The sequence below is a fragment of the Streptomyces lincolnensis genome (assembly GCF_021173675.1).
Taxonomy (GTDB): Bacteria; Actinomycetota; Actinomycetes; order Streptomycetales; family Streptomycetaceae; genus Streptomyces; species Streptomyces lincolnensis_B.
Map to the genome: position 1 here is coordinate 422,619 of NZ_JAIHON010000001.1, position 23,630 is coordinate 446,248.

General features: G+C 72.4%; 18 protein-coding genes. 6 read left to right on the plus strand and 12 right to left on the minus strand.

The genetic code is table 11. From position 1 onward, the window contains the following. Positions 1 to 59: 59 nt before the first annotated feature. A complete protein-coding gene (locus tag K4B79_RS01815) occupies positions 60 to 311 on the minus strand; it encodes a helix-turn-helix domain-containing protein (protein ID WP_232024365.1) in 252 nt (83 codons plus the stop codon). Between the two features lie 32 nt (positions 312 to 343). Between K4B79_RS01815 and map the strand changes: the two genes are divergently transcribed. Together map and K4B79_RS01825 are read left to right on the plus strand one after the other, a co-directional pair. Beyond that, positions 344 to 1,111, plus strand: a complete 768-nt coding sequence (gene map / locus K4B79_RS01820) for a type I methionyl aminopeptidase (protein ID WP_232024366.1) — start codon at positions 344 to 346, stop codon at positions 1,109 to 1,111. Positions 1,112 to 1,284: 173 nt separating this feature from the next. Beyond that, positions 1,285 to 3,855, plus strand: coding sequence for an ATP-dependent Clp protease ATP-binding subunit (locus K4B79_RS01825; protein ID WP_232024367.1), 2,571 nt, complete (start codon positions 1,285 to 1,287; stop codon positions 3,853 to 3,855). A 6-nt stretch (positions 3,856 to 3,861) separates the two neighbouring features. Here the strand turns inward: K4B79_RS01825 and ggt are convergent, their stop codons facing one another. Next, entirely contained in the window at positions 3,862 to 5,658 is a 1,797-nt protein-coding gene (gene ggt, locus K4B79_RS01830; protein ID WP_232024368.1) for a gamma-glutamyltransferase, read from the minus strand. Between the two features lie 144 nt (positions 5,659 to 5,802). Here ggt and K4B79_RS01835 point away from each other — a divergent pair, with 144 nt between their 5' ends. Both K4B79_RS01835 and K4B79_RS01840 read left to right on the plus strand, forming a co-directional pair. After that, positions 5,803 to 6,561 (plus strand): hypothetical protein, encoded by a 759-nt coding sequence (locus K4B79_RS01835; protein WP_232024369.1) that lies wholly within the window; start codon positions 5,803 to 5,805, stop codon positions 6,559 to 6,561. Positions 6,562 to 6,677: 116 nt separating this feature from the next. Then, on the plus strand, positions 6,678 to 8,243 hold the full coding sequence (locus K4B79_RS01840) for a CocE/NonD family hydrolase (protein WP_232024370.1): 1,566 nt from the start codon (positions 6,678 to 6,680) through the stop codon (positions 8,241 to 8,243). A 163-nt stretch (positions 8,244 to 8,406) separates the two neighbouring features. Here K4B79_RS01840 and K4B79_RS01845 read toward each other — a convergent pair whose 3' ends face one another. Further along, positions 8,407 to 9,150: an amino acid ABC transporter ATP-binding protein gene (locus K4B79_RS01845; RefSeq protein WP_232024371.1), complete on the minus strand. Its 744-nt coding sequence runs from the start codon at positions 9,148 to 9,150 to the stop codon at positions 8,407 to 8,409. A gap of 126 nt (positions 9,151 to 9,276) precedes the next feature. Continuing rightward, positions 9,277 to 9,684 (minus strand): DUF6278 family protein, encoded by a 408-nt coding sequence (locus K4B79_RS01850; RefSeq protein ID WP_232024372.1) that lies wholly within the window; start codon positions 9,682 to 9,684, stop codon positions 9,277 to 9,279. 290 nt (positions 9,685 to 9,974) lie between these two features. Between K4B79_RS01850 and K4B79_RS01855 the strand changes: the two genes are divergently transcribed. Continuing rightward, positions 9,975 to 11,696 carry an SGNH/GDSL hydrolase family protein gene (locus tag K4B79_RS01855; protein ID WP_232024742.1) on the plus strand — a complete coding sequence of 574 codons (1,722 nt, stop codon included), beginning with the start codon at positions 9,975 to 9,977 and terminating at the stop codon, positions 11,694 to 11,696. Between the two features lie 41 nt (positions 11,697 to 11,737). Here the strand turns inward: K4B79_RS01855 and K4B79_RS01860 are convergent, their stop codons facing one another. From K4B79_RS01860 to K4B79_RS01895, 8 genes are all read right to left on the minus strand, one after another. Continuing rightward, positions 11,738 to 12,517, minus strand: a complete 780-nt coding sequence (locus K4B79_RS01860) for an exodeoxyribonuclease III (RefSeq protein ID WP_232024373.1) — start codon at positions 12,515 to 12,517, stop codon at positions 11,738 to 11,740. Positions 12,518 to 12,547: 30 nt separating this feature from the next. Then, on the minus strand, positions 12,548 to 13,183 hold the full coding sequence (locus tag K4B79_RS01865; protein WP_232024743.1) for an MBL fold metallo-hydrolase: 636 nt from the start codon (positions 13,181 to 13,183) through the stop codon (positions 12,548 to 12,550). 51 nt (positions 13,184 to 13,234) lie between these two features. After that, positions 13,235 to 14,533 carry a bifunctional 3-oxoadipate enol-lactonase/4-carboxymuconolactone decarboxylase PcaDC gene (pcaDC, locus tag K4B79_RS01870; RefSeq protein WP_232024374.1) on the minus strand — a complete coding sequence of 433 codons (1,299 nt, stop codon included), beginning with the start codon at positions 14,531 to 14,533 and terminating at the stop codon, positions 13,235 to 13,237. A 164-nt stretch (positions 14,534 to 14,697) separates the two neighbouring features. Next, the gene (locus tag K4B79_RS01875) at positions 14,698 to 16,887 is read right to left on the minus strand and encodes an SWIM zinc finger family protein (RefSeq protein WP_232024375.1); all 2,190 of its coding nucleotides are present in this window, start codon (positions 16,885 to 16,887) and stop codon (positions 14,698 to 14,700) included. Continuing rightward, entirely contained in the window at positions 16,884 to 19,718 is a 2,835-nt protein-coding gene (locus K4B79_RS01880) for a DEAD/DEAH box helicase (RefSeq protein WP_232024376.1), read from the minus strand. The genes K4B79_RS01875 and K4B79_RS01880 overlap by 4 nt, the downstream gene beginning before the upstream one ends. A 93-nt stretch (positions 19,719 to 19,811) precedes the next feature. Next, entirely contained in the window at positions 19,812 to 20,393 is a 582-nt protein-coding gene (locus K4B79_RS01885) for a sugar kinase (protein ID WP_232024377.1), read from the minus strand. Further along, entirely contained in the window at positions 20,390 to 21,538 is a 1,149-nt protein-coding gene (locus tag K4B79_RS01890; RefSeq protein WP_067442398.1) for an ROK family glucokinase, read from the minus strand. The genes K4B79_RS01885 and K4B79_RS01890 overlap by 4 nt, the downstream gene beginning before the upstream one ends. A gap of 201 nt (positions 21,539 to 21,739) precedes the next feature. Next, positions 21,740 to 22,477: a GntR family transcriptional regulator gene (locus K4B79_RS01895; RefSeq protein WP_232024744.1), complete on the minus strand. Its 738-nt coding sequence runs from the start codon at positions 22,475 to 22,477 to the stop codon at positions 21,740 to 21,742. A gap of 129 nt (positions 22,478 to 22,606) precedes the next feature. Here K4B79_RS01895 and K4B79_RS01900 point away from each other — a divergent pair, with 129 nt between their 5' ends. Further along, positions 22,607 to 23,629, plus strand: a complete 1,023-nt coding sequence (locus tag K4B79_RS01900) for a Gfo/Idh/MocA family protein (protein ID WP_232024378.1) — start codon at positions 22,607 to 22,609, stop codon at positions 23,627 to 23,629. The last annotated feature ends 1 nt before the right edge of the window (position 23,630 follow it).

Below are 23,630 nucleotides of genomic sequence, written 5' to 3' on the forward strand. Positions count from 1 at the left end.
AGTGCAGGTATCTCATCACACACGCCCGGCCACTGAGCGTCAGCCGCCCCGCGCGCCCCTCACGCGGGCACCGGCGCACACAGTCCGGCCAGTTCGTCCATGGACAGGCCGAGGGCCCGCGCCAACGCGGCGACCGTGAAGAAGGCCGGCGTCGGGGCCCGGCCGGTCTCGATCTTCCGCAGCGTCTCGGGGGAGACACCGGCGACGGCCGCGACCTCCGTCATGCTGCGGCCGGCGCGGGCTTCACGCAGCAACAGCCCGAGCCGCTCGCCGCGTTCGCGTTCTTCAGGAGTGAGAGGGGTGCGCACCATGACACCATTCTAATACCGGTATAGTAATTGGCATGGTGGAGCTGAAGACAGACACATCGATCGACGCCATGTACGAGGCGGGCCAGGTCGTCGGGCGCGCCCTGACGGCCGTGCACAAGGCCGCCGACGTCGGCGTTTCCCTGCTGGAGCTGGACGAGGTGGCGCGCGAGGTGCTGCGGGAGGCGGACGCGACGTCGCCCTTCCTCGGCTACCGGCCCTCGTTCGCGCCCACGCCCTTCCCCGCGGTGATCTGCGCCTCCGTGAACGACGCGATCGTGCACGGCATCCCGACCGGCTACCGGCTGCGCGACGGCGACCTCGTCTCGATCGACTGCGGTGCCCAACTGGGCGGCTGGGCGGGCGACTCGGCGATGAGCTTCGTCGTCGGCACGCCCCGCCCGGCCGACCTGCGGCTGATCGAGACCGCCGAACGGGCACTGGCGGCGGGCATCGAGGCGGCCGTCGTGGGCAACCGCATCGGGGACATCGCCCACGCGATCGGAACGGTCTGCCGGAACGGCGGCTACGGCATCCCCGACGGCTTCGGCGGCCACGGCATCGGCCGGCGTATGCACGAGGACCCGCCGGTGCCGAACGAGGGCCGCCCCAGGCGTGGCATGCCGCTGCGGCACGGCATGGTCCTCGCTATCGAGCCCATGCTCATCGGCAGCGGCAAGGACGGCTACCACGAGGCCCCGGACGGCTGGACCCTGAAGACGAACGACGGCTCCCGCGCGGCCCATGTCGAGCACACGGTGGCCATCACGGACTCGGGGCCGCGGATCCTGACCGCACGCTGAGCCGCGCGCTGAGCCGCGGGCACCGCTGAAGGTGCCCGCACCCCCCGTTCGTGCGAAGGTGTTCTACGAACGCGCGCCCCAGGTGTAACCGGCTCCCACCCGGGTTACCCGACCCCGGCACGTCGATCAGCGAGGGCGTCCCAGGCCCCGCAGGGACGCCGGATGGGAACGCCATGACCAGCGGCTTCACCGGACCGGAGGGCTACGACGCCTTCGGCGAATTCCTCGCCCGCTTCTTCGGCGGACCGCGCACAGGTCCCCGCCGGATCGACATCGGCAGGCTGCTCAGCCAGCCCGCGAGGGAGCTGGTGCGGGGTGCCGCCCAGTACGCCGCCGAGCACGGCAGCCGGGACCTGGACACCCAGCATCTGCTGCGGGCCGCACTGGCCGCCGAGCCGACCCGGAGTCTGCTCAGCCGCGCCGGCGCGGATCCGGACTCGCTGGCCACCGAGATCGACGAGCGCTCCGGCCCGGTCCAGCACCCGCCGGGCGAGGCACCGCCGCCGACCTCGCTCTCCCTGACCCCGGCCGCCAAGCGCGCCCTGCTGGACGCACACGACCTGGCGCGGTCCCGCGGCGCCGGCTACATCGGCCCCGAGCACGTGCTCACCGCGCTGGCCTCGAACCCCGACTCGGCGGCCGGGCACATCCTCAACTCGGCCCGGTTCGCCCCCGCGGGCCTGCCCCCGGAGGCGGCGCCGGACGCCCCGCAGTCCCGCCCCGAGCGCCCGCGCGACACCGGCACCCCCACGCTCGACAAGTACGGCCGCGATCTCACGGACCTCGCCCGCCAGGGCCGTATCGACCCGGTGATCGGACGGGACGACGTGATCGAGCAGACCATCGAGGTGCTCTCCCGGCGCGGCAAGAACAACCCGGTGCTCATCGGGGACGCGGGCGTGGGCAAGACCGCCGTCGTGGAGGGCCTGGCCCAGCGCATCTCCGAGAACGACATCCCGGACGTCCTGGCCGGGCGGCGGGTCGTCGCCCTGGATCTGACGGGCGTGGTCGCGGGCACCCGCTACCGGGGTGACTTCGAGGAACGGCTGAACACCATCGTCGGGGAAATCCGCTCCCACTCCGAGGAGTTGATCGTCTTCATCGACGAGCTGCACACCGTCGTCGGCGCCGGAGGCGGCGGCGAGGCCGGTTCCCTGGACGCCGGGAACATCCTCAAGCCGGCCCTGGCCCGCGGTGAGTTGCACATCGTGGGCGCGACGACGCTGGAGGAGTTCCGCCGGATCGAGAAGGACGCGGCGCTGGCCCGCCGTTTCCAGCCGATCCTGGTCCCGGAGCCCACCACCGCGGACGCGCTGGAGATCCTGCGCGGCCTGAGCGACCGCTACGAGGCCCACCACCAGGTCCGCTACAGCGACGAGGCGCTGGTGGCCGCCGTCGAGCTGTCCGACCGCTACCTCACCGACCGCCGGCTGCCGGACAAGGCGATCGACCTCATCGACCAGGCGGGCGCCCGGGTACGGCTGCGCGCCCGCACCAAGGGCACCGACGTACGGGCGTTGGAGCGCGAGGTCGAGCAGCTCGTCCGGGACAAGGACCAGGCCGTCGCCGACGAGCGGTACGAGCAGGCCACACAACTGCGGGACCGCATCGGCGAGTTGAAGCAGCGCATCGCCGAGGCCGCCGGCGACGACGAGGCCGACGAGGGCCAGCACCTGGAGGTCACCGCCGAGGCGGTCGCGGAGGTCGTCTCCCGGCAGACCGGCATCCCGGTCAGCAGCCTCACCGAGGAGGAGAAGGACCGCCTGCTCGGCCTGGAGCAGCACCTGCACGAGCGGGTCGTCGGCCAGGACGAGGCCGTACGGGTCGTCGCGGACGCCGTCCTGCGCTCCCGCGCCGGGCTCGCCAGCCCGGACCGACCGATCGGCAGCTTCCTGTTCCTCGGCCCGACCGGCGTCGGCAAGACCGAGCTGGCCCGAGCCCTTGCCGAGTCCCTGTTCGGCAGCGAGGAGCGCATGGTCCGCCTCGACATGAGCGAGTACCAGGAGCGCCACACCGTCAGCCGCCTGGTCGGCGCCCCGCCCGGCTATGTCGGCCACGAGGAGGCGGGCCAGCTCACCGAGGTCGTCCGCCGCCACCCGTACTCACTGCTGCTGCTGGACGAGGTGGAGAAGGCCCACCCTGACGTCTTCAACATCCTCCTCCAGGTCCTCGACGACGGCCGCCTCACCGACTCCCAGGGCCGCACGGTCGACTTCACCAACACGGTCATCGTCATGACCAGCAACCTCGGCTCCGAGGCCATCACCCGACGCGGCGCCGGCATCGGCTTCGGCGCGGGCGGCGCCGAGGCCGACGAGGAGGCCCGCCGCGAGCAGATCCTGCGCCCCCTGCGCGAGCACTTCCGCCCCGAGTTCCTCAACCGCATCGACGAGATCGTCGTGTTCCGCCAGCTGACGGGCGATCAACTACGCGAGATCACCACCCTGTTGTTGGAGAACACCCGCCGCCTCACCCAAGCCCAGGGCATCACCCTCGACTTCACCGACACCGCCGTCGACTGGCTCGCCGAACACGGCTACCAGCCCGAATACGGCGCCCGCCCCCTACGCCGCACCATCCAGAGGGAGGTGGACAACCAACTCTCCCGCCTGCTCCTCAACGGCACGATCAAGGAGGGCAGCACGGTGATGGTGGACGTGAATGAGGGCCACTTGTCATTCCGGCCCGCCGGAGCGCCTCTTCAGGGGCGCGGGGAACTGCGCGACCAGCCCCCACGCACCTGAAGACAACTACGGCGCGGGGTACACCACTTGCGCAGACCCCCCACCCCGCCGCACAGTCTCAGCCGCCGCCAGCCACTTCCCCCCAGGCAACCGCTGCACACCGGTAGCCGCCCCGATCTCAGGGTTAAGCCGGAACACGTGCCCGATCGCCTCCAACCGAGCCCTCAACCCACCGTTGTACAACCCCGGTTCCAGCTCGGTCTGCGCCGCGTTCCTCTGACTCGCCCGCGGAGCAGCAATCGCGTCCACCAACGGCAACCCACGATCAAGGAACCCGGTCAGCACCTGCAACACGGTCGTGATGATGGTCGCCCCACCCGGTGACCCCACCGCCACCACAGGCCGGCCGTGCTGGTCCAGAACGATCGTCGGCGCGATGGAGGACCGCGGCCGCTTCCCCGGCCCCGGCAGGTTCGGGTCGTGCACGGCCGGATTGGCCGGAGCGAAGGAGAAGTCCGTCAGTTCGTTGTTGAGGATGAACCCACGCCCCGGCACGGTGATCCCGCTGCCACCGGTCTGCTCGATGGTCAGCGTGTAGGAGACGACGTTCCCCCACTTGTCGGCCGCCGTCAGATGCGTGGTGTTCTCCCCTTCGTACGTCGTGGGAGCCGCCGTCCCGCCGCTGGAGCAGTCCGCGGGGTGACGCGGATCCCCCGGCGCCACCGGACTGGTGAGCACCGCGTCGTCCTTGATGAGGCAGGCCCGCGAGTCGGCGTACCGCTGTGACAGCAGCTCCTTCGTCGGTACGTCCTCGAAGGCCGGGTCCCCGACCCACCGCCCCCGGTCCGCGAACGCGACCCTGCTGGCCTCGATGAAGCGGTGCAGGTACTGGACGTCGCTCGCCTTGGACAGGTCGGTGTTCTCCAGGATGTTGAGGGCCTCGCCGACCGTCGTGCCGCCGGAGGAGGAGGGCGCGATGGAGTAGACGCCGAGCCCGCGGTAGGAGGTCTTCGTCGGCTTCTGGAGCTTGGCGCGGTAGGCGGCGAGGTCCTTCTCGGTGAGGTCGCCGGGGCGGGCGTTCCATCCCGAAGCCGGGTCCACCGGCGGCTTGTTCACGGTGTCCACGATGTCGTCGCCGAGGTCGCCGTGGTAGAGCGTGCCGACGCCCTTCCGGGCCAACTCGGCGTAGGTGCGGGCGAGATCGGGGTTCTTGAAGGTCGAGCCGACGACCGGCAGCTGTCCACCGGGGAGGAACAGCTTCGCGGTGTCGGGGAAGTACCGGAACCGGGTCTCGTTCGACGCCGTCTGCGAGCGGAAGGTGTCGTCGACGACGAACCCGTCCCGGGCGATCCGCTCGGCGGGCTTCAGGACGCTGCCGAGCGATCTGCTGCCCCACTTGCCGAGGGCCGTGGCCCAGGTGGCGGGCGTGCCCGGTGTGCCGACGCTCAGACCGCTGCTCACGGCGTCGGCGAAGGCGAGCGGCTTGCCGTTCTCCAGGAACAGGTCGGAGCCGGCCGTCAGCGGTGCCGTCTCCCGGCCGTCGATCGTGTGCACCGTACGGGACTTGGCGTCGTAGTAGACGAAGTAGCCGCCTCCGCCGATGCCGGAGGAGTACGGCTCGGTGACGCCGAGCGCGGCGGCCGTGGCGACGGCCGCGTCGACGGCGTTGCCGCCCTTCTTCAGGACCTCGATGCCGGCGGCGGAGGCGTCCGGGTCGACACTGGCGACGGCACCGCCGTAGCCGACGGCCACCGGGGTTTTCGCGGGTGTGCTCCGCTCGGCGGGTGGCGCCGCCGCCCCCACCGACACCACGGCGGCCGAGACCGCCAGTACCGAGAGTTTCCGCGCGACAGGGCGACGCATGCGTACCTCCAGTCCAGGACCGTCCGCGCAGCGTAACCACATCGCCGGGGCCCTGACAGCCCCCATCGGGCCAGGTGTCGCACGAACGCCACACATCGAACACCGGTACGTACCAGTCGCGTCGGCCCGCTAGCATGCGCGCCCATGAATGACGACGTGCGCAACATCGTTCTGGGTGTCGTGGCCGCCGGTATCAGCGCGGCGCTCGGCTGGCTCGCCCGGACCTACCTGTGGAAGCGGAAGCTCCGCCGCAAGCAGGCCTTCTTCGGGCTGCCCGACAACTCCGAGTCGCTGCTCGTCGTCAACCGCGACGCGGGCAGCCCCGATCTCGCGGTGCACCGCTTCGACGTGTTCGCGCTCCTGGAACTCGCCGCGCTCATCAAGGACTGCGGCGCGCACGCCGAGGTGGTCACCCAGGACCAGGCGCGGCAGGGCTTCGGCGAGCGGACGGAGTTCTGCATGGGCGGTCCGGGGTCGAACCGGCGCATGGCCGCCCATATGCACGCCATGCTGCCCGGTGTGCGGGTGAACACCGACCCCGATCCGGGCCCGGACCGGCTGGCCTTCCAGGTCGGCAGCGAGCGCTACCGCATGGAGCCCGGCCTGGTCGAGTACGTGCTGCTGGCCCGGCTCACGGCCGGGCAACCGGGGCTGACCCGGCCCGTCTTCCTGTTCTGCGGCCAGCGCGCGATCACCAACCAGGGCGCGACCCGCTACCTCGCCCGCAACCACGAACGGCTGGCCCGCAAGCACGGCAACAACTCCTTCGTCCTGCTGCTGAAGGTCGTCAACTCGCAGGCCTACGGCCCCGATGTCGTCGAACTCGTCGCGGACGTCACCCGGGAGGCACAGGCACCGCTGCCGGCACCCGCGGCTCCACGCAACTCCCACCGCGCCACCTGAGTTCCAGCACATTTCGGCAATCGTTACTCCCACGTAACCTACCGACGGGTTACCTGCGGTAAGAGGGCGAGGTTACCGTCTGGTCACTTTGCACTTACACGAGTAGGGAGTGACCCGTGGGACACCCTCGCAAGGCCCTGCGTACGACCGCCGTGGGCGCCGTCTCGGCGACGCTGATCGCCGGTGGCGTCCTCACGGGCACCTCCACCGCGGCCGCGGCGCCCGGCATCCGCTTCGTGGACATCGCCGGCGACGGCGGCACCGTTCTGAAGGCGAACGTCCTGACGCCGGCCGACGCCGACGGCACCCGCCGCTACCCGCTGCTCGTGCTCCCCACGAGCTGGGGCCTGCCCCAGGTCGAGTACCTCGCGCAGGCCCAGCAGCTGGCGAACTCCGGCTACGTCGTGGTCAGTTACAACGTGCGCGGCTTCTGGCAGTCGGGCGGCGAGATAGAAGTCGCGGGCCCGCCCGACACGGCCGACGCCTCCAAGGTCATCGACTGGGCGCTCGCGCACACCCCGGCCGACGCGCGCAAGGTGGGCATGGCGGGCGTCTCGTACGGCGCCGGCATCAGTCTGCTCACCGCGGCCAAGGACAGCCGGGTCAAGGCGGTCGCCGCCCTCAGCGGCTGGGCCGACCTGATCGACTCGATCTACTCGGGCCGCACCCAGCACGTCCAGGCCGCCGGTCTGCTGGACGGCGCGAGCCTGGTCACCGGCCGTCAGAGCGCCGAACTCCGGCAGATCTTCGACGACTTCTACGCCTCGAACCTGGCGAAGGAACACGTCATGATCGAGTGGGGGAAGAAACGTTCGGCCGCCACATACGTGGACCAGCTGAACAAGAACGACACCGCGGTCATGATGGCCAACGCCTGGGGCGACACGATCTTCCCGCCCAACCAGTACGCGGACTTCTACGAGAAGCTGACCGGCCCGAAGCGGCTGGAGTTCCGTCCCGGCGACCACGCGACCGCCGAGCTGACCGGTCTGTTCGGCCTGCCCAACGACGTGTGGACCGACACCGAGCGCTGGTTCGACCACTACCTCAAGGGCGCGGACAACGGCATCGATCGCGAGCTGCCGGTCCGGCTCAAGTCCCGTTCCACGGGCGGCTACGAGGGCTATCCGGACTGGAAGTCGGTCGGCGAGACCCGTAGGAAGATCGCCCTCGCGGGCACGAGGACGATCCGCGCCAACGTCGACTCCGGCGCCAACGGCGGGGTCGTCTTCCTGTCCAGCATCCTCGACCAGGTCGCGCAGCTGCCCCCGGTCGCCTCGATCCCCCTGCTCCCCCGCCGCTGGGCCGCCGTGTGGCAGTCGGGGAAGTACCCGGCCGCCCAACAGGTGCGCGGCACCGCGAAGTTGCACACCACCCTCACCCCGACCAAGGAGAGCGGCACCCTCGTCGCCTACCTCTACGACGTGGGGCCGCTCGGCCTCGGAAAGCTGGTCTCCAACGCGCCGTACACCTTCCACGGGCGGACGCCCGGGAAGCCGTTCGACATCGACCTGGAGCTGTTCTCCACGGCGTACGACGTCCCGGCAGGGCACCGACTGGCCCTGGTGGTCGACACGGTCGACCCGCTCTATGTCGAGCACAACCCGTCCGGCGCGCAGCTGACCTTCTCCTCACCGGCGAACGACCCGTCGTACGTGTCGATCCCGCTGCGCGAGCAGTGATCTCCGGCCGGCGCCGGGCGGGTATGGCTCTGTGAACTGCCACCCCCCTTACGGTCCAGGGGCCGTGGGGGGACCCCCACCCGGCAGCAGCGTCCCTGATTCGGCCATGGGGATGAACGCCACATCGTAGTCGAGGCCACGGAACACGGTTCGTCTCCCCCGCTCAGTGCTTGAGGATCTTGGAGAGGAAGTCCTTGGCGCGTTCGCTGCGCGGATCGGTGAAGAACCCCTCGGGGGTGCGGTCCTCGACGATGCGGCCGTCGGACATGAACACCACGCGGTTGGCGGCCGACCGGGCGAAGCCCATCTCGTGGGTGACGACGACCATGGTCATGCCGTCACGGGCGAGTTGCTGCATGACCTCCAGCACCTCGTTGATCATCTCCGGGTCGAGGGCCGAGGTCGGCTCGTCGAACAGCAGCGCCTTGGGCTCCATGGCGAGCGCGCGGGCGATGGCCACCCGCTGCTGCTGGCCGCCGGAGAGCTGCGCCGGGTACTTGTCCGCCTGGTCGGCGAGGCCCACCCGGTCCAGGAGTTCGCGGGAGCGCCGGTCGGCCCGCTCCTTCTTGTACTTGCGGACCTTGACCTGCGCGAGCGAGACGTTCTGGAGGACCGTCTTGTGGGCGAACAGGTTGAAGGACTGGAAGACCATGCCGACCTCGGCACGGAGCCCGGCGAGGGCCCGGCCCTCCTCCGGCAGCGGCTGTCCGTCGAGCGTGATGGAACCGGAGTGGATGGTCTCCAGTCGGTTGATCGTCCTGCACAGCGTCGACTTCCCCGACCCCGAAGGGCCGATGACCACGACCACCTCCCCCTTGCCGACGGTGAGGTTGATGTCCTGAAGGACATGCAACTCCCCGTAGTACTTGTTCACGTCCCGCAGCTCGATCAACGGATCGACGGCCATGCCCAGCCCTACCCACTCTCAGCTGTGTCGTAGGTGCCGCAAACTATCCGGGCAAGATCGGAGTTAAGGGACGACACGCACCTTTCGGGCATTAGCCGTATTTACGTCGCACTGTGGGCCAGGGTTTCACTCCTCGGCGACTTCGGCGTACAGCTGGGAGAGCTCCGGTACCCCGCTCGCGGCCCACTCGTGGCCGGAGGTCACGACGTCGAACTCGCGCCCGGAGGCGAGCCGGATCACGGGCTGGCCGTCCGGTCTCAGATCCCAGCCGGCACCGGGAACGGTCCGCACGAGGACCGTGCCGAGGTAGAGCCCGGCGTCGTTGCCCAGCCAGTGCAGTACCTCCTCGTCGTCCCGCCAGCGCGGCACCAGTTGATCCAGAGCCTCCAACGAAGCCGCCGTGTCGTCGAGTTGGACGCCCTCCCGGGACGCCTGGGAGCGCAGTAGCTCGCACTCGGAGAGGAGTTCGGCGATGCCCTCGGGGTCGGGGGTGCCGGGTTTCTCGCTCCGGTTGCCCAGAAAAGGGATCTTCATATGCCCAGCGTGACACTCACCCCGCCGCGCGCACCACAGGCGCGCTGGCCGTCGATTCCGGTCGACTTCAGGCCGAGTTCACGCATGGCGCGTTGACGCGTCACCCGTGTCTCTCTAGCGTCGCGATGCGTCTTTTGTCACGTGGTGAGCGGGAGGAGCCAGCCGTGCGCGGAAGCATCCGGAGGTGGGCCGGTTTCCGGGGATACGCCGGTTTCTGGGACGACCGCCTCGGCTCCCACGGCCACGTCGCTCTCGTCGCCGTCCTCGTCCTCGCCGCCCTGTGCGCGGCCCTGGCACCGGCACCCGCTCCACGGGCCGCCGCCGTCCCCCGGGCGGCCGGGCCCGTCCCGCTGGAGCGGCTCTTCGACAACACGGCGGTCGGCGAGGACTCCCGGCCGCAGGCGGCGGACTTCGACGGTTCGGGCGCCTCCCTGTCCGCCCAGGACCTCGCGAACGCGGGCTGGACGCCCGGCCGCACGCTCACCGTGCGAGGCGCGCACCTGACGTGGCCGCGACGGCAGCCCGGCGAGCCGGACAATGTGCGCGCCGCCGGACAGGACGTCCGTGTGACGGGCCGCGGCGACGCGCTGGCCTTCCTGGTGGCGGGCACCGGCGGAGACACCGTGAGCGGACCGGGCACGGTCTCGTACGCCGACGGCTCCCGCTCCCCGTACCGCCTGACCGCCCCCGACTGGCGCACGGGTCCCCTCGCCACCAAGGCGGTCGCCCTGCCGCACATCAACACCCCGGACGGTCAACTCGCCGAGCAGGCGCGGCTGTACGTCGTGACGGTCCTGCTGGCCGAGGACCGCGAGGTCGTCTCGGTACGGCTGCCGCGCGCCGGTGATCTGCATGTGTTCGCGGTGTCGGTGCGGGCCACCACGCCGGGCTGGAGCGGGAGTTGGGCCGCGGCCACCTCCGGGCTTCCGGCCGTGGGGCCCTGGGCGGACCGGACCGTGCGGCTGGTGGTGCACACCTCGGCGGGCGGGCCCCGGGTGCGGCTGCGGTTCGACAACACCTTCGCGGCCACGCCGGTACGGATCGGGCGCGCGACGGTGGCCGTGCAGGCGACCGGCGCCCGGGCGCGAGGGGTGCCGGCGCGGCTGTCCTTCCGGGGCGCGGCCGGGGTCGACATCCCGGCGGGAGCGCAGGCGTTCAGCGATCCGCTGACCTTCGCGGTGCCGTCGGACACCAACCTGCTGGTCAGCTTCCACCTGCCCCGGACCGTGTCCGCGGCGCCCGTGCACCGGCTCGCGGTGCAGCGGTCGTACGTGAGCGGGCCGGGCGACCACACGGCGGACCGGGCCCCGACGGCGTACACCACGGTCCTGACGAGCTGGCCGCTGCTGACCGGGGTGGACGTGGGCGGCGGGCCGGGGTCGGTGGTGCTGCTCGGCGACTCGATCACCGACGGGGACCAGTCCACGATGGACGCGAACCGGCGGTGGCCCGATGTGCTGGCCGCCCGTCTCCTGGCCCAGGACGTGGTCCCGCGCTATGGCGTGCTCAACCAGGGGATCTCCGCGAACCGTGTGGTCAGCGACCGGTATCCCGGCGACGGGGTCTCCACGGACTCGGGCGGGGTGAGCGCCCTGAACCGCTTCGACCGCGATGTCCTCGCCCAGACGTCCGTCCGTACGGCGGTGGTGTTCGAGGGCGTCAACGACGTGCGGTGGGGCGCCACGGCGGACCAGGTGATCGCCGGTCTCCGGGAACTCGCCGACCGGGGCCGTGAGCGCGGGCTGCGGATGCTGGCGGCGACGATCCTGCCGTGCGAGGGCGAGGCGCGGTGCACGGCCGTGGTGGACGCGGAGCGGGTCGCGGTGAACACCTGGATCCGGGAGGCCGGGGTGTTCGACGGTGTGCTCGACTTCGACGCGGTGGTCCGTGACCCCGCGCGTCCCCCGCGGATGCTGCCCGCGTACGACAGCGGGGACCATCTGCATCCGGGGGACGCGGGGCTCGCGGCGCTGGCCGAGTCGGTGGACCTGGGCCTGTTGCGGAGGGCTTGAGCGTGTTGCAGGGGGGCCTGGGTCCATCCGGGAGGCTGTCGCTACACGTCCAGGTCCACCACGACCGGCGCGTGGTCCGACGCGCCCTTGCCCTTGCGCTCCTCGCGGTCGACGTAGGCGTCGGTGACGGCCTTGGCGAAGGGTTCGTTGCCGTAGACCAGGTCGATGCGCATGCCGCGGTTCTTGGGGAAGCAGAGCTGGCGGTAGTCCCAGTAGGTGTAGGGGTGCTCGTACTTCAGGGGGCGGGGGACGACGTCGGACAGGCCGGTCTCGCGCAGGGCGGCGAGGGCGGCGCGCTCGGCCGGGGTGACGTGGGTGAGGCCCTCGAAGGCGGCCACGTCGTAGACGTCGTCGTCCGTCGGGGCCACGTTGTAGTCGCCCAGGACGGCGAAGGGGCGGCTGCCGCCCGCGTCGCCCGCGACGGCCGCCTTCAGGGCCTCGAACCACTGGAGCTTGTAGGCGTAGTGGGGGTGGTCGACCTCGCGGCCGTTGGGCACGTACACCGACCAGACGCGGACCGGGCCGCAGGTCGCGGCGATGGCCCGGGGCTCGGGGGCGCCGTCGTAGCCGGGGTCGCCGGGCAGGCCCTTGACCACGTCCTCGACGCCTACGCGGGAGATCACCGCCACGCCGTTCCACCGGCCGGTGGCGTGGACCGCCGCCTCGTAACCGGCCTCGCGCAACTGGTCGAACGGGAACTGCTCCTCGGCCAGCTTGGCCTCCTGGAGGCACAGCACGTCGGTGCCGCTGCTCTCCAGCCAGGCCAGGAGCCTCGGCAGGCGGGCGGTGATCGAGTTCACGTTCCAGGTCGCGATGCGCATGCCTGACAACCTACCGGGCGGCTCCGACAGTCAGAGCAGAGCCGCCTCACCGGGCGCGAGGCGCAGGTGTTCCGTGCCGCCGAGGGTGCCGATCTGGTTGTCGTAGATGGGACGCGCGAGGTCGGCGAGGAGGGCGTCGTGGATGTCGTAGGCGCGCTGCGGCTTCACCTCGCGGACGTAGTCGATGACCTCGGAGATCTTGCTCCAGGGGGCCATCACCGGGAGCATCAGCGTCTCCACGGCGTGGTCGGGGACGGTGAGGGCGTCGCCGGGGTGGAAGACGCTGCCACCGTCGACGAGGTAGCCGACGTTGGTGATGCGCGGGATGTCCGGGTGGATGACGGCGTGCAGTTCGCCGTGGACCTGGACGTCGAAACCGGCCGCGGTGAAGGTGTCGCCGTGCCCGACGGTGTGCACTCGGCCGGGGAAGGCGGTGGAGATCTTCTCGGCGACCGACTTCAGGGTCCAGATCTCGGCGGCCGGGTTGGCCTCCAGGGCCGCGCGCAGCCGCTCCTCGTTGAAGTGGTCGGGGTGCTCGTGGGTGACGAGGATCGCGTCCGCGCCGACCGCGGCGTCCTCCTCGCTGAATCCCCCGGGGTCGAGGACGAGGGTCTGTCCGTCCTTCTCCAGGCGGACGCAGGCGTGCGACTTCTTCGTGAGCTTCAGCGTCATGGAGCCATCCTGCCTCGGTGGTCGGACGGGGGGCCGGAGGGGGGCTCAGTCGGTGGGGGTGGTCTCCTCGCGGATGACCTGCTGGGCCACCTTGAAGGCGCTGTTCGCGGCCGGTACGCCGCAGTAGACGGCCGCCTGGAGCAGCACCTCCTTGATCTCGGTCGGGGTGAGGCCGTTGCGCAGCGCGGCGCGGGTGTGGAAGGCGAGCTCCTCCAGGTGGCCGCCGGCGACCAGGGCGGTGAGGGTGACGCAGCTGCGCGAACGCCGGTCCAGGCCGGGTCGGTCCCAGATCTCGCCCCAGGCGTAGCGGGTGATGAACTCCTGGAAGTCCCCCGAGAACTCGTCGGCCTGCGCCAGCGCCCGGTCGACGTGCGCGTCCCCGAGCACCTCGCGGCGCACCTTGAGACCGGCGTCGTAGGGGTCCGGGCGCCCGGCGGCCTGCGGCTGCGCGGCGGCGGGGGCGATCTCGGCGATGGCCACGGGCTGCGGGGGCGCGGCGGCCAGGACCGGCTTGACCGGGGATGCCTGGATCGCCGTCATCCCTGTGGTGGAGTCGAAGCCGGGCTGCCAGGCGGTGGAGAAGTGTCTGACCAGCAGATCGGTGACGGCGGCGGGCTGCTCGACCGGCACCAGGTGGGAGGCGCCGGGGACGACGGCCAGGCGGGCGTCCGGGATGCCGGCGACCAGGGTGCGGGCCTCGGCCGGGCCGGTGACCTGGTCGTCCGAGCCGACGAGGACGAGCGTGGGCGCACCGACGCGGCCGAGCTCCGGCCGGACGTCGAAGGAGGCCAGCGCCTCGCAGGAGGCGATGTAGCAGCCGGGGTCGGTGGTTCTGACCATCTGTACGGCCCACTCGGTGATCGCGGGCTGCGCGGCCGCGAATCCGCTGGTGAACCAGCGGTCGGGCGAGGTGCGGGCGATGGGGTCGAGGCCGTTCGTGCGCACGATCACCCCCCGCTGCCGGAACTCGTCGGCCGTGCCGAAGCGGGGCGAGGCGGCGATCAGGGCGAGCGAGGCGAGGCGCTCCGGGTGGCGCAGGGCCAGTTCGATGCCGACCGCGCCGCCGAGGGCGCAGCCCGCGTAGCCGAAGCGCTGCACGCCGAGTCCGTCGAGCGTCGCGAGCAGCCGTGTGGTGAGGTCGGCGACGGACCCGGCCGGGTAGGCGGGCGCGCCGCCGTGCCCCGGCAGGTCGAACCGGAAGACGCGCCACTGCTTGGCCAGCTCGGGCACCTGCCGGTCCCACATGTGCCATGTGGTACCGAGCGAGGGGCCGAGGATGAGCACCGGGGCGTCTTCGGGGCCGTCGAAACGGTACTGAAGGGCGGGAGTCTTCGTCTCACTCACCGCTCCACGCTAACCGTCTTTTCTTACCTCGCGGCCTCGGGGCCCCCACTCCTCACACCTCACTCCCGAACATCCGTGGAGATTTCTCACACGGCCTTCACCGGATGCCGCGTTCTCGCACCGAACGGACAGTTTGGGCGCCCCTGGTCCGGCCGTGACGGCTCTCAGAGGTCGCCCGGGGTGCCGAGGCCCGTCAGGGCGCCGACCGGGTCCAGGTCGGGGGTGCCCCGGGGCCACCAGTCGTCCCGGCCGGGTTCCGACTCGTAGACGTACCAGAGGCCGTCGCGGCCGAGGCGGAGCTGGACATGGCCGCGCGGGTGAGTGAGGCGGTTGCGCCAGGGGCGGAAGACGGGGAGGTCGGCCGCGAGGAGCAGGGGGCGGGCGCGGTCGAAACGGCCGGCCGGCGGGTCCCAGGGCTCTTCGAGTACGGCCAGCCCCTCCAGGCCGCCCTGCCGCCACGCGGCGACCGCGCGTGCCAGGTCGGCCGGGGTGCGGTCGGTGGCGGTGGCGAGCGAGGAGTAGAGGCCCCGGGTGCCTGCCGTGAGTCCGGAGCCGGGGCGGGCCGCGGCGAGCCGGACCGCGTCCTGCCACAGGGTGAGCTCGCCGACCGGGTCGCGGCCGGTGGCGAGCAGGGCGTGGGCGCGGGCCGCCGCGTCGGTCGCCAGCTGGTCCAGTGCGAAGGGGTCCGGGCCGCCCGCGGTCGCGGGGTACACCGGGGGCTGCTCGGGATGCGGCGGAACCGGCAGGGGCGGGGGCAGCGGCGGGAGTCGGCGGGGCGCGAGGGCCTCCGTGGCCCGTACGCCGGGCAAGGGCGCCGGTCCCTGTTCCTGGGCGGCCCTGGCCGCTCGGGCTGCGCTGAGCCGGGACAGGGCGTCCAGCAGCTCGCGCTCACCGCGGCCGCGCAGCAGGAGCAGCACGAACGGGTCGGCGTCCAGCAGCCGTGCGGTCTGGTAGCAGAGGGCCGCCGCGTGCTTGCAGGGGTGACCGGAGTCGGGGCAGCTGCACCGCGGGTCCAGCTCTCTCGGGCCCGGCAACAGCGGCACCCCGGACTCGGCCAGCGACGGGGGCATCTCCCTGTCGAGCAGCGCGGCGATGTCCCCGGTCCGCTCGGCCGCGCCGTGCAGCAGGCGGTCCCAGTCCTCGTCGTCGAGCGTGCGCAGTCTCACCTGCACGCGGTACGGCCTGGGCCGGCTGCCCCGCACATAGGCCAGCACGAGTCCGGGCGTCACCGTGATCGCGTCCACATGGCCCTTCTCGGCGTAACCACGGCCCCGCACCAGCCGCTTGGCGTCCAGCGCGCCCTTCTCCAACGCCTCGACCCAGGCATTGCCCCACCAGGTCCGGGCGAACCCCTCGTCGTCGGACTCCCTGGGCCGGGGCGGAAAGGCCGGGAAGGTACGACGCAGATCGCCGTCGCGGGAGGGGGCGGCCATGGAGGGGACCATGGAGTGCGGGGTGCCGGGTGAGGGGTCGGTGGTCCGGTCCGGGACCTCGGGAGCAGCGGGGACCGTGACCGCGCTGCCGCTGTCCTGGGGATCCCGGCCCGCCGTCGACGCCTCGTCCGCCGAACCACCTTGTGGAGCGCCGCTGTTGTCGCCCCGGTCGACCTCCGTCGGCATCTCCTCGTCAGGCATCCGGAAGGCGTCGGCCAGCAGCTGCCGTACGTCACGCGCCCGCGGGCCGACGGCCCGGCGGGACGCCTCACCGCGCACCGGGGCCGCGGGCGGGGTGCGCCGTGGCGCGCGTGCCGCCCGGCCGGCCGGGGGTGCGGGGTCCGTGGGCGCCTGCCGTGCCGCACTGCGCGCCGCACGCAGCGCCTCGCGCGCGGCGTCACCGGGACGGGTGTCCCCCCGCCTGGAGGTGTCGCCCTCGACCGCCGGAGCGAGGTCCGCCGCCTCTTCGGTGTGATCCGTTCCTTCGTCGTCGCCGTGGTCGCCCGGAGTGGCCTGCGGGTCCACGACGGGCGTCCTCGCACCTCCGACGTCCCCTTGCGCCTCGTCGCCCACGTCCCCGGGAGCGGGCTGCGCGCAGGAGGTGTCGTCGGCGGCGGGAGCGGAGCCGCGCCGGGCGGCCACGGCCTGCCGCAGGGCCTCACGTGCCACGTCACCGGGCCGGGACGCCACCGGCTTCGCGGCCACCGCGGGTCCCTCGGCCGCCGTCGTCTCGGGGGGCGGGTCCTCGGCCCGCGGCACCATCCGCTTCTCGTCCGGACCCCGCTTCTCGTCCGGGCCCGGTTGCTCGTCCGGTTCGGGGCGCGCCCGCGAGGGCTCGTCCGGTCCGGACTCGCCGCGGCCGGCCCGCTCCCGGGCCTCCCGCAGCGCGCGGCGGGCCTCGTCGGCGGGGTGGGGGGTCATGAGGTGCTCCGGAGGCGGACCAGGTCGGACAGCTCGCGGTCGGTCAGTTCGGTGAGGGCGGACTCGCCGGAGCCGAGGATGGCGTCGGCCAGGGCCCGCTTGGCCTCCAGCATCTCGGCGATACGGTCCTCGACCGTGCCTTCGGTGATGAGGCGGTGGACCTGCACGGGCTGGGTCTGGCCGATGCGGTAGGCGCGGTCGGTGGCCTGTTCCTCGACGGCCGGGTTCCACCAGCGGTCGAAGTGGACGACGTGACCGGCGCGGGTGAGGTTCAGGCCGGTGCCCGCCGCCTTGAGGGACAGCACCAGCACCGGGGTCGCGCCGCTCTGGAAACGGTCCACCATCCGTTCGCGCTCCGGTACCGGAGTGCCGCCGTGCAGCAGGTCGACCGGGACCGCGCGGGCGGCGAGGTGGGAGGTGATCAGGCGGGCCATTCCGACGTACTGCGTGAAGACGAGGGCGGAGCCGTCCTCGGCCAGGAGGGTGTCGAGCAGTTCGTCGAGGAGGGCGAGCTTGCCGGAGCGGGCGGCGAGGCGGTCGACGGCCGTGGGCGGGACGTTCTCCTTCAGGTACAGCGCGGGGTGGTCGCAGATCTGCTTGAGCGCGCCCAGCAGCTTCAGCACCAGACCCCGGCGGCCGATGCCCTCGGCCGTCTCGATGGCGAGCATCGACTCGCGCACCACCGCCTCGTAGAGCGCGGCCTGTTCACGGGTGAGCGGGACGGGGTGGTCCGTCTCGGTCTTGGGCGGCAGTTCGGGGACGATGCCGGGGTCGGACTTCTTGCGGCGCAGCAGGAAGGGGCGGACGAGACGGGCGAGCCTGGCCACCGCCTCCTCGTCCTCGCCGTTCTCCACGGCGCGCGCGTGCCGGGAGCGGAAGGACTTCAGGGGGCCCAGGAGGCCGGGTGTCGTCCAGTCCAGCAGTGCCCAGAGCTCGGAGAGGTTGTTCTCGACCGGTGTGCCGGTCAGGGCCACGCGCGCGGGGGTCGGGATCGTGCGCAGCGCTTTCGCCGTCGCCGAGTAGGGGTTCTTCACGTGCTGGGCCTCGTCGGCGACGACCATGCCCCACGGCTGCTGGGCGAGGACGGGGGCCGCCGAGCGCATGGTGCCGTACGTGGTCAGGACGAAGCCGCCGTCGAGGTCCTCCAGGGTGCGGTCCGGACCGTGGAAGCGACGGACGGGGACGCCGGGGGCGAATTTCGTGATCTCGCGCTGCCAGTTGCCGAGCAGGGAGGCCGGGCAGACCACGAGCGTCGGTTCGCTGCGGGCGCGGCGCAGGTGCAGGGCGATGAGGGTGATGGTCTTGCCGAGGCCCATGTCGTCGGCGAGGCAGCCGCCCAGGCCGAGTGAGGTCATCAGGTCCAGCCAGGCGAGACCGTGGAGTTGGTAGTCCCGCAGGCGCGCGTTCAGCCCCGGGGGCGGTTCGGCGGGCCGTACTCCGGCCGTCAGGCGTTCGCGCAGGGTGGCCAGGGCGCCGACGGGGACCGCCTCGACGGTCTCGCCGTCGACCTCCGCGCTGCCGGTGAGGGCGACGGAGAGCGCGTCGATCGGGTCCAGCAACCCCAGTTCGCGCTTGCGGGCCTTGCGGACCAGGGCAGGGTCGACCAGCACCCACTGGTCCCGGAGGCGGACGACCGGGCGGTGCGCCTCGGCCAGCGCGTCCATCTCGCCCTCGCCGAGCGGGTCGCCGCCGAGCGCCAACTGCCAGCGGAACTGGAGGAGTTCCTCGCTCTCGAAGAACCCGGTGCCGTCGGTCGCCGAGCCCGGAGCGGGCCGGACCACGGCGGCGGCGGTGAGGTCCTGGGCCAGGTCGCGGGGCCAGTGCACGGCGACCCCGGCCGCCGCGAGCCGGGTCGCCGCGACACCGAGCAGGTCGCCCAACTCCTCGTCGGACAGGGCCAGTACGTCGGGCACGTCCTGCTCGGTGAGCCGGTCGAGCGGCGCCCAGACGCGGGCGGCGCGGCGCACGGCGAGGGCCGCGTCCACGCGTGCGCGGGGCCCGAACGCCGCGTCCCTCTCGCCCGCCCACAGGGCCGCCGCGTCGGCCACGAGGGTGGGGTCGGCGAGGCTGTGCACCTGGACGATCGCCGCTCCGGCGCTGCGGGCGCCGTCGCCGTCGTCGTCGAACAGGTCGTAGGCCGAGAGGTCCAGGCGGAGCGAGATCCGCACGCCCGCGTCCATACCGGCGGCGACCTCGGCGGCCCAGTCCCGGGCGTAGGGCAGGCGCTGCGCCTCACGCGCGGCGAAGGGCCGGCCGGAGGCGTACGGGGCGGCGGGGGTGCGGGGCAGGGTGTCGGCGACCGCGTCCAGGAAGGCGCGCATCAGCGCTTCCGGTTCGGGCAGCCGGATCGGGCCCGGGCCGGGCAGCGGGACCGCGTGTCCTTCGGACGGCAGGGCGGCGGCGATCGCCCTCAGGTGGGCGATGTCGTCCGGGTCCAGGGGGCCCGCCCGCCAGGCGTCGTGGCCGGTGGCGGTCAGGCCGGGGAGCAGCCGGCCGCGGGCCGCCAGCCGCAGCGCGTGCAGCGCGGCCGCGCCCCAGCACGCGGTGGCGGGATGGGCGGCGGGGTCCCGCCGGGCGCCCGCGAGCAGCGGCAGGGCCTGGGCGAGGGGCAGCGTGAGCGCGGGGGCGGTCCGGCGGCGCACTCCGGCACCATGGCGTCGTACGACGGTGATCTCGCCGTCGGAGGAGGTCAGCGGTTCGTCGTCGGGGTCCCAGAAGGCGACGCGGCCGTGCCGGGGCACGGGGTCGGGCAGGAACACGGCCGCGAGCCGGACGGGAACGGCGTCCACGCCCTTGGCCTCTCGCTCGGCCACCGCGGCCATGTCGCGCATACGTCCTGTCACCTCCCGCCCGTCTGCCGGATCAGTCGTCCTCGACTCTACGGGCGGGGTCTGACAATCGGCTCCGGCGACCGGCCGGGCCCGCTACGGAACCGTGCGCGAGACGACGAACACCATCGGGGCGGCCGGGTCGGCCAGGTTGACGACGACGTCGTGCGTGGGGGCGGGGTTCTTCTGCTTGTGGACGAGACCCGACCAGGCGCCCGGCCCGGCGAACGACCAGCCGGTGACGGACTGGTCGCGGGCACTGATGGTGATCCTTCCCGGCTTCAGCTCGGCCGGGTTGACGCCCATGCCGGTGAGGAAGGCGTCCAGGCCCGCGTCCGTGGTGCGGAACTGGACGTAGAGGCGGCTGGTCTTCCAGTTGTTGGTCTCGTAGTAGGCGATCCGGTCCGCCGGGTGCGGGACCGGCACCTCGTAGATACGGCGCTGGAGCTTGGACGGCCAGCCCTCGCTGAGGCCGGTCGCCGAGTACTTCGCCTCCTTGTCCCTGCCGCTGTTGCGGCTCTGGTTGGCGGAGATCATCAGGTAGCCGGCCGGGACGCCGATGAGCAGCACGATGATGGTCAGCGTCAGCGCTCGGCGGCGGATCATGTGGCGCCGGTCCTCCGTCGGCCGCTCCGGCTCGTCCGGAGATCCGACGTGGCCCGGGAGGGAAGCGGTCACGCGGACCCCTGGGACGTGCGACGGGCCTCCGTGTACCGCTCGTAGCGCTCGTACCGCTCCACCCGGCGGCGATTGGCGCGCCGGAAGCGGCGGGCGACGAGGCGGGCGAGGTCGGCGGCGCCGACCATGCCGGCCTCGGGACCGAGCTGGGCGCGGGCGATGCGGGCCTCGGGACGGTAGCCGCGGCCGGTGAGCTGGCGCTTGAAGGCGTCCCGCGCGGGGCCGATGAGCAGGTCGTCGGCCGCGCTCACACCGCCGCCGATCACGAAGCAGGACGGGTCGAGGGCCGCCGCGAGGTTGGCGATGCCGACGCCGAGCCACTGGCCGATGTCCTGGAGCAGCTCGATGCACATCGCGTCGCCCTCGCGGGCCAGCTCGGTGATCATCGGCCCGGTGATGTCGCCGATGTTGCCCTTGACGTGCTCGATGATCCCGTAGGCCACCGGGGAGTCGGCGGCGGCCAGCTCGCGGGCCTCCCTGACCAGCGCGTTGCCGGAGCTGTACTGCTCCCAGCAGCCGCGGTTGCCGCACGGGCAGCGGTGTCCGCCGGGCACGACCTGCATATGGCCGAACTCGCCGGCAACGCCGTACTTGCCGCGCTTGACCTGCCCGTCCTCCAGGATCGCGCCGCCGATGCCGGTGCCGAGGGTGATCATGACGAGGTGGTCCTCGCCGCGGCCGGCGCCGAAGCGCCACTCGGCCCAGGCGGCCGTGTTGGCGTCGTTGTCGACCAGCACGGGCACGGCGAGGCGGCCCGCGATGCGGTCGCGCAGCGGCTCGTTGCGCCAGGACAGGTGGGGCGCGAACAGGACGCGGTTGCGGTCGGCGTCGACCCAGCCGGCCGCGCCGATGCCCACCGCGTGCACGTCGTGGCGGTCGGACAGGTCCAGGACCAGTTCGACGATGGTGTCCTCGACGACCTTGGGGCTCTTGGACTTGTCCGGCGTCTCGGTGCGGACCTTCTCCAGGATGTTGCCGTCGGCGTCGACGACGCCCGCCATGACCTTGGTGCCGCCGATGTCGATGCCGACCGTAGGCACGCGGGGCGCGGTCAGGTGCGAGCGGCGCTCCCTTGTGCCGACCGTGCGGAGCGCTGGCGCGCGGCGGGAGCCGATGGGGGCGCTGAAGTTGCCGTAGGTGCTCATCAAGGCCCGATTCTGCCTCACCGTGGGTGTGGGTGCCGTACGGGGGAGCAAAGGGGGATGCCGACTCGTTGCCGGGTGCGGGTGCGTGGGGGCTGGTCGCGCCCCGCGGCGGAGCCGCACATCGATACAGCCCCGCGCCCCTTTAAGGCACCCCGTGCCTTTGAAAGCACCCGTCCCCTCAGGCGAAAGCACCCCGTGCCCTCAGGGGCGGACCAGGAGCTGGAACTCGAAGGAGTAGCGGGTCGGGCGGTAGGTGTGGGTGCCGTATTCGACCGCGCGGCCGGTGTCGTCGAAGGTGATGCGTTGCATGGTCAGGAGGGGGGCGCCCTCCTGTTCGGCGAGGCGTTCGGCCTCGGCGGCGGTGGCGGCGCGGGCGCCGATGGACTGGCGGGCGCTGTGCAGCGTGATGCCCGCGGCGCGCATCATGCGGTAGAGGCCGGTGGACTGGAGCTGCTCGGTGTCGAGGTCGAGCAGACCGGGGGGCAGGTAGTTGCACAGGTGCGCCATGGGCTCGCCGTGCGCCAGACGCAGCCGTTCCACGCGGTGTACGTCGCTCTCCTCGGCGACACCGAGGGCGGCCGCGATCTCGGCGGGCGCCGGGACGACCGTGTTGACGAGGACCTTGGTCGCGGGGCGCTGGCCCGCCGCCTCCAGGTCGTCGTAGAGGCTGCTGAGCTCCAGGGGGCGCTTGACCTGGCTGTGCACGACCTGGGTGCCGACGCCGCGGCGGCGCACCAGCAGGCCCTTGTCGACGAGCGACTGGATGGCCTGGCGGACGGTGGGCCGCGACAGGCCGAGCCGGGCGGCCAGCTCGATCTCGTTGCCCAGGAGGCTGCCGGGCGTCAGTGCCCCGTGCTCGATCGCCGCCTCCAGTTGCTGGGACAGCTGGAAGTACAACGGCACGGGACTGCTGCGGTCCACACGGAGATCGAGCGTCACGGTCGGATCCACTTCTGGTTTCGGCACGGCCCGAGCGTAGCTCCGTGCGTTGTTGACGGGAAGTTGTGTAGTTCGATTGTCAGGACATACGCATTGACAGCGTGGGGTCTCCGCCCACATTTTGTTCACATGCGCATCGGGGTCATCGGTACGGGCCGCATCGGCACCATTCACGCCAACACACTCAGCCGGCACCGGGAGGTCGGCTCCTTGATCCTCACGGACGCGGACCCGGCACGGGCCCAGGATCTGGCGCACCGGCTGGGCGAGACGGCGGCGCCCGGAGTGGACGAGATCTTCCGCTGGGGCGTGGACGCCGTGGTGATCACCACGTCGACGTCGGCACACGCCGAACTGATCGGTCGGGCAGCGCGCTCGGGGCTGCCGGTGTTCTGCGAGAAGCCCATCGCGCTCGATCTGGCGGGCACCTTACAAGCCATCGGCGAGGTCGAGACGGCGGGCACGGTGCTCCAGATGGGCTTCCAGCGCCGCTTCGACGCGGGCTACACGGGGGCACGCGAGGCGGTGCGCTCGGGGCGGCTCGGGCGGCTGCACACCGTGCGGGCGCTGACCTCCGACCAGGCGCCGCCGCCGGCCGCGTATCTGCCGGTGTCCGGCGGGCTGTACCGGGACACCGCGATCCACGACTTCGACGTGCTGCGCTGGGTGACCGGGCGCGAGATCCTCGACGTGTACGCGGCCGGGTCCGACGCCGGCGGGCCGATGTTCCGTGAGGCGGGTGACGTGGACACGGGGGCGGCGCTGCTCACCCTGGACGACGGCACGCTCGCCACGGTGACCGCGACCCGGCTGAACGGCGCGGGCTACGACGTGCGGATGGAACTGGCCGGGGAACTGGACCAGATCGTGGTCGGTCTGGACGACCGGACGCCCATCGCGTCCACCGAGCCGACGGGGCCGCCGGCCGCGGACAAGCCGTGGACGGGGTTCCTGGAGCGGTTCGGGCCCGCCTACGAGGCCGAGTTGTGCGCGTTCGTCGACGTGGTGCGGGGTGAACTGGCCAACCCCTGCGACGGGCGCGAGGCCCTGCAGGCCCTGCGGGTGGCCGAGGCGTGCGAGGTGTCCCGGCGGGAGCGCAGGGTCGTGTGGCTGGCGGAGATTCCGGGCGGGGACGGGTCGGCGGCGCTGTGAG